Here is a 14139-nt window from a genome sequence, read left to right on the forward strand (position 1 = left end):
TAGTAACTCATCCGACCACATAACAATAATTTTACATCTGGACGCGCGATTATGAGCCACTACCCATCGTTATTCGCCCCGCTCGATCTGGGCTTTACCACGCTGAAAAACCGCGTCCTGATGGGCTCGATGCACACAGGGCTGGAAGAACGTCCGGACGGAACTGAACGGTTGGCGGCCTTTTATGCCGAGCGCGCCCGTCATGGCGTGGCGCTGATTGTTACCGGCGGTGTGGCCCCTGCACTTTCCGGTGTGGGCATGGAAGGCGGCGCGGTGCTAAACGATGCAAACCAGCTAGCACATCATCGCCCTGTTACCGATGCGGTACACAGAGAAGGCGGCAAAATCGCGCTGCAAATTTTGCATACCGGTCGCTACAGCTATCAGCCGCGCCCGGTGGCACCATCAGCCCTTCAGGCGCCGATTAACCGCTTCAAACCTCACGCGCTGACGCATGACGAAATCCTGGTGCTGATTGACGACTTCGCGCAATGTGCGCTGTTGGCGCGGGAAGCCGGTTATGACGGCGTGGAAGTGATGGGTTCGGAAGGCTACTTAATTAATGAATTTCTTGCCGCCCGCACCAACCAGCGCGACGACCAGTGGGGCGGAGACTGGACCCGACGCATGCGCTTTGCTGTGGAAGTGGTGCGTGCCGTGCGCGAACGCGTGGGCGATGAATTCATCATTATCTATCGCCTGTCGATGCTCGATTTAGTAGAAGGCGGCGGTAATTTTGACGAAACCGTCGAGCTGGCGCAGGCCATCGAAGCGGCTGGCGCGACGATCATCAACACCGGGATCGGCTGGCACGAAGCGCGGATCCCGACCATTGCCACACCGGTTCCACGTGGGGCATTCAGCTGGGTGACACGCAAACTGAAAGACAAGGTGTCGATCCCACTTATCACCACCAACCGCATTAACGATCCGCAGGTCGCAGAAGACATTCTGAACCGTGGAGATGCCGATATGGTGTCGATGGCTCGGCCATTCCTTGCCGATGCCGAACTGCTTTCGAAAGCGCAAAGTGGCCGGGCGGATGAGATCAACACCTGTATCGGCTGCAATCAGGCCTGCCTCGATCAGATTTTTGTCGGCAAAGTGACCTCCTGCCTCGTGAATCCACGCGCCTGCCATGAAACGCAGATGCCGATCGTCGAGACAGTGGCGAAAAAGAATCTGGCCGTCGTCGGGGCCGGGCCAGCTGGCCTGGCGTTCGCCGTTAACGCCGCCGCACGCGGGCATAGCGTTACATTATTTGACGCCGCGGGGGAAATCGGCGGCCAGTTCAACATTGCGAAACAGATCCCCGGCAAAGAGGAGTTTTTTGAAACGCTGCGCTATTACCGTCGGATGATCGAGTTGCACGGCGTGAAGCTGGAACTCAACCGCTTTGTCGGCGCAGCAGATCTCGCTGACTTCGACGAAACCATTCTCGCGACCGGCATAGAACCGCGTATGCCCGCGATCGCAGGCGTTGATCATCCTAAAGTGCTGAACTATCTCGACGTGCTACGGGACAAAACTCCCGTAGGGAAGCGCGTGGCGATTATTGGCTGCGGCGGCATCGGCTTTGATACTGCGATGTATTTAAGCCAGCCCGGCGAAGCCACCAGCCAGAATATCGCCGAGTTCTGCGTGGAATGGGGGATCGACACCAGCCTGCAGATGAACGGCGGTTTACGCCCGGAAGGGCCGCAGCTGCATAAAAGCCCGCGACAAATTGTGATGCTGCAACGTAAAGCCAGTAAGCCTGGCGAAGGGCTTGGCAAAACCACCGGCTGGATCCATCGCACCACCCTGCTCGCCCGCGGCGTGAAAATGTTCCCGGCGGTGAGTTATGAAAAGATCGACGATAACGGATTACATGTGACGATCGGCGGTGAACCGCAGCTGCTGGCGGTGGATCATGTGATTCTTTGCGCCGGGCAAGATCCGCGTCAGGATCTGGCGGATCCATTACGCGCCGCTGGAAAACCGGTACATCTGATTGGTGGTTGCGACGTCGCGATGGAACTGGATGCGCGCCGGGCTATCGCCCAGGGCACCAGGCTGGCGCTGGAGATATAAGCGAAGAAAAACCCGACAGCCATGCGGCTATCGGGCTATGGGTGTGTCGCGTCTAGCGATTACGCCCTAATTTCACCGCTTTGAGGATCACAAATTTCTGATTGGTGGCGACGGTGGTGCAGTTGCCAAAAATCTTCTTCAGTTTATGGAAATAGTCGAGGTGGCGGTTAGCCACAATCACCAGCTCGCCGTTGATCTTCAGACAACGACGTGCGTGGTGGAACATTTCCCAGGCGATGTTATCGGTCAGCGCGTGCTGCTGGTGGAACGGCGGATTGCACAGTATCGCATTGAAGCGGAACGGCTCGACGCCCGACAGCGCGTTGTTGATCATGAACTCGCAGCGATCCAACGCTTCCGGCATGTTGCTTTCGACGTTCAAACGGCTTGAAGACACCGCCATTGGCGATTCATCGACAAACACGACGTTTGCCAGCGGATTACGCTCCAGCAGACTCAGGCCAATAACGCCGTTACCGCAGCCGAGGTCAACGATTTCGCCTTCCAGATCTTTCGGCAAATGCTCCATAAAGAAGCGCGCACCGATGTCCAGCCCAGTACGGGCGAAGACGTTCGCGTGGTTATGAATGGTCCAGTTGGTGCCTTCCAGCGGCCAGCTAAGTACCTGCGGGACGTCCGCCAGCGCTGGCGCGCTGAAGGTGCAGTTAATCAGACGCGCTTTTTTCCACGCCAGCGTGGTGGTGGTCGGGCCGAGGATTTTTTCGAACAGCTCCAGCGTGGAGTTGTGTACGTCACGCACCTTCGCGCCGCCGATAATGCGGGTTTCCGGTGTCACAACCTCACGCAGCGCACGCAGCTGTTGTTCCAGCAGGGCCAGCGTTTTTGGGATTTTAATCAGCACGACGGCCGGAGCCGGCGGGTATTCACCCGTGCTGTCGCGGAACGTGACGCTGTTTTCAGCGATGTCGTTGTGGCGCAGGTTTTCACGGGTCGCGAGCTCGCTTAAGTACGAGTCGCCGATGCTGTACGGCTGGTGCGCCGCCAGCGCACAGGCTAGCGCGCCAAAGGTATCGTTAAAGACGAGAACCGGGCCGCTGATGTCGGTGCCGTCCAACTGTTGCAGCAGGTATTCATCTGCCGCTTCCCACGCTTGCAGCGGGCTAACGTCGTCCGTTTCCGGGAAACGTTTTAGTGTCAGTGAACGAAAACCGTTGTCTGATTGGCTCATCGGCCCTCCTGGATGGTAAAATTCGGTGATATCCCCGATTTGGGGGCGTGAGTATACCCCTTTTTTCTACAATTCGAGACAAGCATGAGCGAACTGACGTATTTAAGCGGTTATCCCGAGCATCTTCTTAGCCAGGTTCGCACCCTTATTGCCGAACAACGTCTCGGCGACGTACTGGAAAAGCGCTATCCCGGCAAGCACGACATCACTAACGATAAGGCGTTGTGGGAATTCACGCAAAGCCTGAAAAACCGCTATATGCGCAGCGCACCGCCGATCAATAAAGTGGCGTTCGACAACAAAATTCATGTACTGAATAACGCCCTTGGGCTGCACACCGCGATTTCCCGCATTCAGGGCGGCAAGCTCAAAGCCAAAGCGGAAATTCGCGTCGCCACCGTTTTCCGCCAGTCGCCGGAAGCCTTTTTGCGGATGATCGTGGTCCATGAACTCGCGCATCTGAAAGAAAAAGATCACAACAAAGCGTTCTATCAGCTCTGCTGTCATATGGAGCCGCAGTACCACCAACTGGAGTTTGATACCCGCCTGTGGCTGACTCAACTTTCGCTACCGGGTTCTGCGTAAGCGCGCACTGGTTTTGTCATCATGGCGTGCTAAAGTGGCAAAAGGCCCCTTTTTCGGAGTACGTCAATTCTCATGATACGTTTCGCAGTCATTGGCACGAACTGGATCACCCGTCAGTTTGTCGATGCCGCCCATGAAACCGGCAAATATAAACTCACCGCCGTTTATTCCCGCAGTCTCGAGCAGGCCCAGGGCTTCGCCAGCGATTACATGGTTGAACATCTCTTTACCTCTCTCGATGAGATGGCGCAAAGCAATGCCATTGATGCGGTGTATATCGCCAGCCCCAACTCCCTGCACTTCGCGCAAACCCAACTGTTTCTCAGCCACAAAAAGCATGTGATTTGCGAGAAACCGCTGGCGTCGAATATTGCGGAAGTGGAAGCGGCTATCGCCCTTGCGCGTGAAAACCAGGTGGTGCTGTTCGAAGCGTTCAAGACCGCCAGCCTGCCGAATTTCCTGCAACTGCAGCAGTCTCTGAGCAAAGTGGGCAAAGTCCGTAAAGCCCTGATCAACTACTGCCAGTACTCCTCGCGCTATCAGCGCTATCTCGACGGTGAAAACCCGAATACCTTTAATCCGGCGTTCTCGAACGGCTCGATTATGGATATTGGTTTCTACTGCCTCGCGTCGGCCGTTGCCCTGTGGGGCGAACCGCACGGCGTTCACGCTACCGCCACATTGCTGGACAGCGGCGTCGATGCGCACGGCGTGGTAGTGCTGGATTACGGTGATTTCAGCGTGACCCTGCAACACTCCAAAGTGAGCGATTCGGTACTGCCGAGTGAAATCCAGGGCGAAGAAGGTTCGCTGGTTATCGAGAAAATTTCCGAGTGCCAGAAAGTCGCCTTTGTGCCGCGCGGCGGCAAGGCGCAGGATCTGACTCAACCGCAGCATATCAACACCATGCTGTACGAAGCAGAGCTGTTTGCGCGTCTGGTCGAAGAGAATGAAGTGAATCATCCGGGGCTGACGGTGAGCCGCACCACCTCAAAGCTCGCCACCGAAATTCGTCGCCAGACTGGCGTCGTGTTCCCGGCAGACGGAGTGAACGAAACGCTTCCCGCGTAAAGCTGTGTAAAACAGAGGCTATGGGCCATTGACGCCATCAATGGCCTGTAATATTTTGTCACACGCAAAGGGGAGTAACTTGTTTGCCGGTGGATCGTCATGACGATGCGAAAGCATCCGGTTGCCGGGCAACAGAAAAGAAATTTGCTGTAGATTTCTTTTCTGTTGTAAGTGAGACCTTGCCGAAAGGCGAGGTCCGAGCAAAAAATCCTGCAACGGCTATCGTCTTTTGGACGTTAGCCGTTTTTTTTTGCTTAAAGGAAAGATTATGAATACTGTCGGCACACCTCTGTTGTGGGGCGGATTTGCTGTTGTGGTCGTCATTATGTTGGCGATTGATCTGCTGTTACAAGGACGGCGCGGCGTGCAAACCATGACCATGAAACAGGCGGCCACCTGGTCGCTGGTGTGGGTCACCCTGTCGCTTCTGTTTAACCTCGCTTTCTGGTGGTACCTCGCTCAAACCCAAGGGCGTGCGGTTGCTGATCCGCAGGCGATGGCTTTCCTTACCGGTTATTTGATTGAGAAAGCGCTGGCGGTCGATAACGTCTTCGTCTGGCTGATGCTGTTTAGCTACTTTGCGGTTCCGGCGGCATTGCAGCGTAGAGTGCTGATTTACGGTGTATTGGGCGCGATTGTGCTGCGTACGATCATGATCTTCACCGGCAGCTGGCTGATTTCCCAGTTCGAATGGCTGCTGTACGTGTTCGGCGCGTTCTTGTTGTTCACCGGTGTGAAAATGGCGCTGGCGAAGGAAGACGACGCAGGCATTGGCGACAAGCCGTTGGTTCGCTGGATCCGCAGCCATCTGCGCATGACCGATAACATCGAGAACGAACACTTCTTCGTGCGCAAAAATGGCCTGCTTTACGCTACGCCGCTGCTGCTGGTGCTGATCCTCGTCGAACTGAGTGATGTGATTTTCGCGGTAGACAGCATTCCGGCTATCTTCGCGGTGACCACTGACCCGTTCATTGTGCTGACGTCGAACCTGTTCGCAATCCTTGGCCTGCGTGCGATGTACTTCCTGCTGGCAGGCGTGGCGGAGCGCTTCTCGATGCTGAAGTACGGCCTGTCGATTATCCTGGTGTTTATCGGCATCAAGATGCTGCTCATCGACCTCTACCACATCCCAATCGCGATTTCGCTGGGCGTGGTCTTCGGTATTCTGGTGTTAACGCTGCTGATTAACATGTGGGTCAACCACCAGCACGACAAAAAAAGCATCGCAAAATAAGCCCTGAATATGTCAGACGGCCCGATTTATTCGGGTCGTTTTTTTGTGGTTTATGTCAATTTAATGTTAAGCAACAGTTAAAAAATAAGATCCACTCGAAATATTCAGCAGGTTCCCCTTCCACGAAGCCAGAACATCCTTATACTCATCCATGCAAACATTTGTTACATCCTGCTAAATGCGACCAAAGAGTCGCCGGGATGGAACCACATTACGACCGAAGGAAAAGTTAAATGACTACGCAACGCCGCTCTGGCTTGCTTCAGCGTCTCGCTGAAGGCAGCCTCGTAAAACAAATTCTGGTGGGTCTGGTTCTGGGTATTCTGCTGGCCTGGATTTCAAAGCCTGCTGCGGAAGCCGTTGGCCTGTTCGGGACGCTATTCGTCGGCGCTCTGAAAGCCGTGGCCCCGGTGCTGGTTCTGATGCTGGTTATGGCGTCTATCGCCAACCACCAGCACGGTCAGAAAACCAGTATTCGCCCAATCCTGTTCCTGTATCTGCTGGGTACTTTTGCCGCCGCGCTGACCGCAGTGCTGTTCAGCTTCGTGTTCCAGTCCACCCTGCACCTGAGCACCGGAGCGGCCGATATCACACCGCCGTCTGGCATTGTTGAAGTGCTTCGTGGCCTGCTGATAAGCATGGTGGCCAACCCGATTGACGCGCTGTTGAACGCCAACTACATCGGTATTCTGGTGTGGGCCGTGGGCCTGGGCTTCGCGCTGCGTCACGGTAATGAGACCACTAAAAACCTTGTTAACGATGTATCCAATGCGGTCACCTTTATGGTGAAAGTGGTGATTCGCTTTGCGCCGATCGGGATTTTCGGTCTGGTCGCGTCTACGCTGGCAAGCACTGGCTTCGAAACGCTGTGGGGCTACGCCCATCTGCTGGCCGTGCTGATTGGCTGTATGTTGCTGGTGGCGTTGGTGATTAACCCGCTGTTGGTGTTCTGGAAGATTCGCCGTAACCCATATCCGTTGGTACTGATGTGTCTGCGTGAAAGCGGTGTTTATGCCTTCTTTACCCGCAGCTCCGCCGCTAACATTCCGGTGAACATGGCGCTGGCTGAAAAGCTGAACCTGGATCGCGATACGTATTCAGTGTCGATTCCGCTGGGTGCGACCATCAACATGGCAGGCGCGGCGATCACCATCACCGTGCTGACGCTGGCGGCGGTAAATACGCTGGGGATTCCGGTTGACCTGCCAACGGCGTTTCTGCTGAGTGTGGTTGCGGCCCTGTGTGCCTGTGGCGCGTCGGGTGTGGCGGGGGGTTCTCTGCTGTTGATCCCATTGGCGTGCAACATGTTCGGCATCCCGAACGATGTGGCGATGCAGGTTGTTGCCGTCGGCTTTATCATCGGTGTGCTGCAGGATTCCTGCGAAACTGCGCTGAACTCTTCCACCGACGTGCTGTTCACCGCCGCGGCCTGCATGGCCGATGACGAACGTCTGGCGAAAGACGCCCTGCGCGGTTAACCCTCTGCTATGCCAGCCCTTATGCTAACGAGTAGAAGGGCTTTCTTCCTGCACTTCATTTTGTAATTTAGTTTCCACTTTAAACGGGTCAATTCCGCGTTTCTGCATTCGCCAGAAGCGGACGATGTTCAGGCCGTTCATAACCAGAAAACTCCCCTCAATCAACGTGCCGCCGATCGAACCGAGCCAGAAGTTATGCGCCACCCAGCAGGCCGTTGAACACCAGATGATGCAGCGCATCGCCAGGCCCTGACAGCGAAACAGCGCCCAAGTACTGACCAGCGTACCGGCGACGGGCAGCAGTTCCATTGGATGATGAAATTTAGCCAGACCAATCCCGGCGGTCAGCACGATGAACAGCGTCATGACCCACAGGCTGCGGGTGCGCAGGGTGATAAGCGTTCGGATGGCGTTAAGCATGGCGCTGGAGCCCGCCGGAAACGCGCCCATCAAGAAGAAATGCACACCGATAATGGCGCTGTAGACGGACAACTGCTTTTTGAATCGGCGTTCATCGCGGTTAATAAACGTCGTGATACCTACCAGAAAGGCGATGACTCCAACGCCCTGGGCTAGCCAATACGCGGTCATGGTAAATCCTTTGGATGATACAGAAAAAGAAACGGCGCTTCATTTATGAAACGCCGTTTTATTTTAGCGAGGATTAGAGCGTGACGCCAGACTTAAAGATAGCCAGTTCACGGAAATCATTCTTTTCATTACAGGTCTGCTTGCCGTTGGCGAATTCCACGATGGTATCGACAAACTCAGTCAGCACGTCCGGCATCGCTTTGCCGTGGATTAGCTGTCCGGCATCGAAGTCGATCCAGTGCTTTTTCTTCGCCGCCAGCTCGCTGTTGGTGGCGATTTTCACCGTCGGCACAAAACCACCGTACGGCGTTCCGCGCCCGGTGCTGAACAGCACCATGTGACAGCCTGACCCGGCTAATGCACTGGTCGCGACCGCATCGTTACCTGGGGCACTCAGCAGATTCAGACCGTGGGTTTTCAGGCGCTCACCGTAACGCAGCACGTCAACCACCTGGCTGGAACCGGCTTTCTGCGTGCAGCCCAGCGATTTTTCTTCCAGCGTCGTTATCCCGCCCGCTTTGTTGCCTGGCGATGGGTTTTCGTAAATGGGCTGGTTGTGCGCGATGAAGTACTGTTTGAAATCGTTGACCATGGTGACGGTCTTTTCAAACGTGGCTTCATCGCGGCAGTGGCTCATCAGGATCTGTTCGGCGCCGAACATTTCCGGCACTTCGGTCAAAACGGTGGTGCCGCCGTTGCCAATCACATAATCAGAGAAACGCCCCAGCATTGGGTTGGCGGTAATACCAGAAAGGCCATCAGAACCGCCGCATTCAAGTCCAAACTTCAGCTCACTCAGTTTGCCCGGTTCACGTTTGTCGTGACGCATGACGTCGTAAAGCTGATGCAGTTCTTCAAGGCCCGCTTCCACTTCGTCGTCCTGCTTCTGGCAGATCATGAAGTGCACGCGGTCGGCGTCAAATTCACCCAGCGTTTCACGGAACGCATCGACCTGGTTGTTCTCACAACCGAGACCAATCACCAGCACCGCCCCGGCATTCGGATGACGTACCATGTTTTGCAGCATGGTGCGGGTGTTGATGTGATCGTCGCCCAGCTGCGAACAACCGTAGGTGTGGCTGAACAGGAACACACCGTCGGTGCCTTCGGCATCGTTAGTCTCTTTCAGAAAACGATTCTGAATTTGACGCGCGATACCGTTGACGCAGCCCACGGTCGGCAGGATCCACAGCTCGTTGCGAACGCCAACTTCACCATTCGCACGACGATAAACCTGCACGTCGCGATCGCCTGCCTGGCTCAGTTCCGCCTGAAGGTCTGGTTGATAGCTGTACTCGTCCAAATCACTGAGATTGGTCCGCGTATTGTGGGAATGAATGTATTCCCCTGGCGCAATGTCCGTAAGCGCATGACCAATCGGCAATCCATATTTGACGACGTTTTCACCCTTCGCAATCGCGAACAGAGCAAACTTATGCCCGCGCAAAATGTCTGACTGCAGAAGTACCGTCTGACCTTCCACGGTCACTTCCTGCCCCGCGGCCATATCAGCCAGCGCGACGACTACATTGTCCAGCGAATGGATTTTGATGTATTGCATATCAACCAACCTCGGGCATTAGTTCAGTTCAATGGCGAAGTAATCACGCGCATTGTTAAAGCAGATATTTCTCACCATCTCGCCCAGCAGCTGAATATCCGCCGGTGCTTCGCCCGCAGCCACCCAACGACCCATCATCTGGCACAGGATGCGACGGAAGTATTCATGGCGGGTATAAGACAGGAAGCTGCGGCTGTCGGTCAGCATGCCGACAAAGCGGCTCAGCAGGCCGAGCTGTGCCAATTGGGTCATTTGACGTTCCATGCCGTCTTTCTGATCGTTGAACCACCAGCCGGAACCGAACTGCATTTTGCCCGGCATCCCTTCGCCCTGGAAGTTACCGATCATGGTGCCGAGCACTTCGTTATCGCGTGGGTTCAGGCAATAGAGAATGGTTTTTGGCAGCAGGTTTTCTTCGTTCTGCTTGCTCAGCAATTTTGACAGTTCTTCCGCCAGCGGACGGTCGTTGATGGAGTCGAAGCCCACATCCGCGCCCAGCAGTTTGAACTGACGCTGGTTATTATTGCGCAGCGCACCAATGTGGTACTGCTGCACCCAGCTGCGACGCGCATATTCGCCACCAAGCCAGACCAGCACTGCGGTTTTGAACTGTGCAACTTCGTGTTCGCTCAGCGTTTCACCGGACAGGCGACGCGCCAGAATAGCGTCGAGCTCAGCGTCGGTGGCGTCAGCAAACAGCACGACGTCCAGCGCGTGATCCGACACTTTACAGCCGTGAGCGGCAAAGTGATCCAGACGACGGCTCAGCGCCGTTTGCAGATCGCTGAAGCGACGGATGTCGGTGTCAGACACTTCACCCAGCTTCGCCATGTAATCGTTGAACGTCGCCTGTTCGATGTTGAAGGCTTTATCCGGGCGCCAGCTCGGCAGCACTTTGACGTCGAAAGAGGTGTCTTTCGCCACGGTGGCGTGATGTTCCAGCGAATCAATCGGATCGTCGGTAGTGCCGACCATCTTCACATTCATCTGTTTCATGATCCCACGGGCAGAGAACTGATCCTGTGCCAGCAGATCGTTGCACTGGTTCCAGATCTCATCGGCGGTGTTTGGCGACAGCAGTTTGCCAGTAATACCGAACGGACGACGCAGCTCGAGGTGCGTCCAGTGATACAGCGGATTACCGATGGTGTGCGGCACGGTGGCGGCCCATGCATCAAATTTTTCACGATCAGAGGCGTCACCGGTACACAGACGTTCAGCCACGCCGTTGGTGCGCATCGCGCGCCATTTGTAGTGATCGCCTTTCAGCCAGATGTCATACAAGTTTTTGAAACGGTAATTTTCGGCAACCTGCTGCGGAGGAAGGTGGCAGTGGTAGTCGAAAATCGGCTGGTCTTTGGCGTAGTCATGGTACAGACGGCGGGCAAATTCGGTGTCGAGCAGGAAATCTTCGGTCATAAACGGAGTCATTATCGTCTTCCTCTAAAAGAGTGCGTCAGATGCTTAACTGCAATGCTGCAAAGTTATCACACCAATTTCCAGTCCCTGAAGATTTTTTCGTGAGTCAGATCAATAAAAGCCGACAAAAAAAGTACCCAAAAAGAAGTAAACCCATCGCCAGGCCGCGCCAGCACTGGCTCTGCGCAGCGCAAATAAAGACCACACGGCTATTACAGCATTTGTGACGGTTCTCACCTTTTAAAGTTGTATGACAAGTTATCGTTTGCCCCGTCGCAACCTATAAGCCGAAGGAATGCATTACCGATGACTCCATCATCGGAATTGACCGGTACGGATACCGAATTCGCAGGATTATTAATGGCAAGGTTCGGGCCGTTACAGGAAATCTGTTACGCCCCCCGTTACTTAAACATCCTCCTCACCCAGGAAGATGACCGCGCAGCCGCGGATAAAACAAAATGACGAGGTTTTACATGCGTAAGATTAAAGGGTTACGTTGGTACATGATTGCACTGGTGACGTTGGGCACCGTGCTCGGTTACCTCACTCGTAACACCGTGGCGGCCGCTGCGCCGACCTTTATGCAGGAACTGCATATTTCCACACAGCAATACTCTTACATCATCGCCGCCTATTCCGCTGCTTACACCATTATGCAGCCGGTTGCAGGCTACGTGCTTGACCTGTTAGGTACGAAGGTTGGCTACGCGATGTTCGCCGTTCTGTGGGCATGTTTCTGCGGCGCGACTGCGCTGGCAGGCAGCTGGGGCGGTCTGGCCGTGGCGCGTGGTGCTGTCGGTGCAGCAGAAGCGGCAATGATCCCGGCGGGTCTGAAAGCCAGCTCCGAGTGGTTCCCGGCGAAAGAACGTTCGGTTGCCGTCGGCTACTTCAACGTCGGTTCCTCCATCGGCGGGATGATTGCGCCTCCATTAGTGGTGTGGGCTATCGTCATGCACAGCTGGCAGATGGCATTCATTATCTCCGGTGTTCTGAGCTTCGCATGGGCAATGGCCTGGCTGATTTTCTACAAACACCCACGTGACCAGAAAAAACTGACCGAAGAAGAACGTGAGTACATCATCGGGGGTCAGGAAGCACAGCATCAGGCCGATAACGGCAAAAAAATGTCGGCCTGGCAGATTATCCGTAACCGCCAGTTCTGGGGTATCGCGCTGCCACGTTTCCTGGCGGAACCGGCCTGGGGTACTTTCAATGCCTGGATCCCGCTGTTCATGTTTAAAGTCTATGGCTTTGACCTGAAACACATTGCGATGTTTGCATGGATGCCAATGCTGTTTGCTGACCTCGGGTGTATCGTCGGCGGCTATCTGCCACCGCTGTTCCAGCGTAAGTTCGGCGTGAACCTGATTGTTTCCCGTAAACTGGTCGTCACCATGGGTGCAGTCCTGATGATTGGTCCTGGCCTGATTGGCCTGTTCACCAGCCCATACGTTGCGATTGCGCTGCTGTGCGTGGGTGGCTTTGCTCACCAGTCACTGTCCGGTGCGCTGATTACCCTCTCTTCTGACGTCTTTGGTCGTAATGAAGTGGCGACGGCGAACGGTCTGACCGGCATGGCGGCATGGACAGCAAGTACACTGTTTGCGCTGGTTGTCGGTGCGCTGGCCGATACTCTGGGCTTCAGCCCACTGTTCGCAGTCCTGGCGGTGTTCGACCTGATTGGTGCCGTTGTTATCTGGACCGTGCTGCAGAACAAACCGGCAGCCGAAACCAATCACGCAGTTGGCGGGACAGCTACGCAGAGCTAACCCTTGCTATACCTGCTTTAAAGCCGCCTTCCAGGCGGCTTTTTGCCGTTAAGAAGGTGGTGAGTTTTGCGTAAAAGTGGTATAACAAATCCTCATGCCGTACCCTGCCTGGAGCGAATATGGAAATCACGGAATCACGCCGTTTATATCAACAGCTTGCCGCTGATCTGAAAAATCGCATCGAGCAAGGCGTTTATCTTGTGGGCGACAAACTGCCTGCGGAGCGTTTTATTGCCGACGAGAAGAACGTCAGCCGCACGGTGGTTCGTGAAGCCATTATCATGCTGGAAGTCGAAGGCTACGTTGAAGTACGCAAAGGCTCCGGTATTCATGTCATTTCCAGCACCGCGAAGCATTACCACGCGCCGGACGAATCCCTTGAGTTTGCCAATTATGGTCCGTTCGAGCTGCTACAGGCCCGCCAGCTTATAGAAAGTAATATTGCTGAGTTCGCCGCCACGCAGGTGACAAAACAGGACATCATGAAGCTGATGGAAATCCAGGAGAATGCGCGCAAAGAGAAGTGCTTCCGCGACTCCGAATGGGATCTCCAGTTCCACGTCCAGGTTGCCCTGGCGACGCAAAACACCGCGCTTGCGGCAATTGTCGAAAAAATGTGGACTCAGCGCGTGCATAACCCGTACTGGAAAAAACTTCACGACCATATTGATCTGCGCACGGTGGATAACTGGTGTGACGATCATGACCAAATTCTGAAAGCGCTGATCCGCAAAGACCCACACGCTGCAAAATTGGCGATGTGGCAGCATCTGGAAAACACCAAATTGATGCTGTTTAACGAAACCAGCGATGATTTCGAATTTAATGCCGACCGTTACCTGTTTGCAGATAATCCGGTGGTTCATCTCGATACCGCCGCCAACGGCGCAAAATAAAATTTTCCTGACCCTCCGGCCACGGCTGAAGGGTCAGTTAATCCACTATAGTGTCAGCCTGTGTAAAATCTCTCGCCTCTCCCCCCTTCAGACAGCAAAATCAATCGCAACAAACTGCAATTTCTGTGACGTGAAACCAGAGCCTTTGTTACACTTAGATGCATTTTGTCGTTGGCGAGTCAGGCATCTCTGATTCGCGTAAAACATGGATAAGTTCAGAGCGTGTTGCCAGCGTCCATAATCAATCAATAACAACTGACGTCCGGC

Annotated in this window: 11 protein-coding genes; 7 read left to right on the forward strand and 4 right to left on the reverse strand. The window is 54.7% G+C overall.

Annotated features, from left to right (window positions below):
• Nucleotides 1-51 precede the first annotated feature (51 nt).
• The gene (locus tag MUU46_RS06820) at nucleotides 52-2073 is read left to right on the forward strand and encodes an NADPH-dependent 2,4-dienoyl-CoA reductase (protein ID WP_258965160.1); all 2022 of its coding nucleotides are present in this window, start codon (nucleotides 52-54) and stop codon (nucleotides 2071-2073) included.
• Nucleotides 2074-2125: 52 nt separating this feature from the next.
• Here MUU46_RS06820 and rlmG read toward each other — a convergent pair whose 3' ends face one another.
• Entirely contained in the window at nucleotides 2126-3262 is a 1137-nt protein-coding gene (gene rlmG / locus MUU46_RS06825) for a 23S rRNA (guanine(1835)-N(2))-methyltransferase RlmG (protein WP_159760090.1), read from the reverse strand.
• Nucleotides 3263-3346: 84 nt separating this feature from the next.
• Between rlmG and MUU46_RS06830 the strand changes: the two genes are divergently transcribed.
• The 4 genes from MUU46_RS06830 (at nucleotide 3347) to sstT (ending at nucleotide 7633) form a co-directional block, all read left to right on the forward strand.
• Nucleotides 3347-3847, forward strand: a complete 501-nt coding sequence (locus MUU46_RS06830; protein WP_159760092.1) for a M48 metallopeptidase family protein — start codon at nucleotides 3347-3349, stop codon at nucleotides 3845-3847.
• Nucleotides 3848-3919: 72 nt separating this feature from the next.
• Nucleotides 3920-4918: a Gfo/Idh/MocA family protein gene (locus MUU46_RS06835; RefSeq protein WP_258965161.1), complete on the forward strand. Its 999-nt coding sequence runs from the start codon at nucleotides 3920-3922 to the stop codon at nucleotides 4916-4918.
• 268 nt (nucleotides 4919-5186) lie between these two features.
• Nucleotides 5187-6155 (forward strand): TerC family protein, encoded by a 969-nt coding sequence (locus MUU46_RS06840; protein WP_258965162.1) that lies wholly within the window; start codon nucleotides 5187-5189, stop codon nucleotides 6153-6155.
• A gap of 233 nt (nucleotides 6156-6388) precedes the next feature.
• A complete protein-coding gene (sstT, locus tag MUU46_RS06845; RefSeq protein WP_258965163.1) occupies nucleotides 6389-7633 on the forward strand; it encodes a serine/threonine transporter SstT in 1245 nt (414 codons plus the stop codon).
• Between the two features lie 24 nt (nucleotides 7634-7657).
• On the opposite strand, the gene MUU46_RS06850 is transcribed toward sstT, so the two are convergent.
• From MUU46_RS06850 to uxaC, 3 genes are all read right to left on the reverse strand, one after another.
• On the reverse strand, nucleotides 7658-8224 hold the full coding sequence (locus MUU46_RS06850; protein WP_159760100.1) for a YgjV family protein: 567 nt from the start codon (nucleotides 8222-8224) through the stop codon (nucleotides 7658-7660).
• Between the two features lie 73 nt (nucleotides 8225-8297).
• Nucleotides 8298-9785: a UxaA family hydrolase gene (locus tag MUU46_RS06855; protein ID WP_159760102.1), complete on the reverse strand. Its 1488-nt coding sequence runs from the start codon at nucleotides 9783-9785 to the stop codon at nucleotides 8298-8300.
• Nucleotides 9786-9803: 18 nt separating this feature from the next.
• Nucleotides 9804-11216 (reverse strand): glucuronate isomerase, encoded by a 1413-nt coding sequence (gene uxaC / locus MUU46_RS06860; RefSeq protein ID WP_258965164.1) that lies wholly within the window; start codon nucleotides 11214-11216, stop codon nucleotides 9804-9806.
• 464 nt (nucleotides 11217-11680) lie between these two features.
• On the opposite strand from uxaC, the gene MUU46_RS06865 reads away from it, so the two are divergent.
• A complete protein-coding gene (locus MUU46_RS06865; RefSeq protein ID WP_258965165.1) occupies nucleotides 11681-12976 on the forward strand; it encodes an MFS transporter in 1296 nt (431 codons plus the stop codon).
• 119 nt (nucleotides 12977-13095) lie between these two features.
• Complete coding sequence (gene exuR / locus MUU46_RS06870; protein ID WP_159760108.1) at nucleotides 13096-13872, forward strand: transcriptional regulator ExuR; 777 nt, start codon at nucleotides 13096-13098, stop codon at nucleotides 13870-13872.
• Nucleotides 13873-14139 lie beyond the last annotated feature (267 nt).

It is taken from the genome of Scandinavium tedordense (genome assembly GCF_024764965.1).
Classification (GTDB): domain Bacteria; phylum Pseudomonadota; class Gammaproteobacteria; order Enterobacterales; family Enterobacteriaceae; genus Scandinavium; species Scandinavium tedordense.

Excerpts from the sequence above, each read along its gene's own strand:
- uxaC (WP_258965164.1), bottom strand. The coding sequence starts at position 11,216 with ATGACTCCGTTTATGACCGAAGATTTCCTGCTCGACACCGAATTTGCC.
- MUU46_RS06820 (WP_258965160.1), top strand. The coding sequence starts at position 52 with ATGAGCCACTACCCATCGTTATTCGCCCCGCTCGATCTGGGCTTTACC.
- MUU46_RS06865 (WP_258965165.1), top strand. The coding sequence starts at position 11,681 with ATGCGTAAGATTAAAGGGTTACGTTGGTACATGATTGCACTGGTGACG.
- MUU46_RS06835 (WP_258965161.1), top strand. The coding sequence starts at position 3,920 with ATGATACGTTTCGCAGTCATTGGCACGAACTGGATCACCCGTCAGTTT.
- MUU46_RS06850 (WP_159760100.1), bottom strand. The coding sequence starts at position 8,224 with ATGACCGCGTATTGGCTAGCCCAGGGCGTTGGAGTCATCGCCTTTCTG.
- MUU46_RS06840 (WP_258965162.1), top strand. The coding sequence starts at position 5,187 with ATGAATACTGTCGGCACACCTCTGTTGTGGGGCGGATTTGCTGTTGTG.
- MUU46_RS06830 (WP_159760092.1), top strand. The coding sequence starts at position 3,347 with ATGAGCGAACTGACGTATTTAAGCGGTTATCCCGAGCATCTTCTTAGC.
- exuR (WP_159760108.1), top strand. The coding sequence starts at position 13,096 with ATGGAAATCACGGAATCACGCCGTTTATATCAACAGCTTGCCGCTGAT.
- rlmG (WP_159760090.1), bottom strand. The coding sequence starts at position 3,262 with ATGAGCCAATCAGACAACGGTTTTCGTTCACTGACACTAAAACGTTTC.
- sstT (WP_258965163.1), top strand. The coding sequence starts at position 6,389 with ATGACTACGCAACGCCGCTCTGGCTTGCTTCAGCGTCTCGCTGAAGGC.
- MUU46_RS06855 (WP_159760102.1), bottom strand. The coding sequence starts at position 9,785 with ATGCAATACATCAAAATCCATTCGCTGGACAATGTAGTCGTCGCGCTG.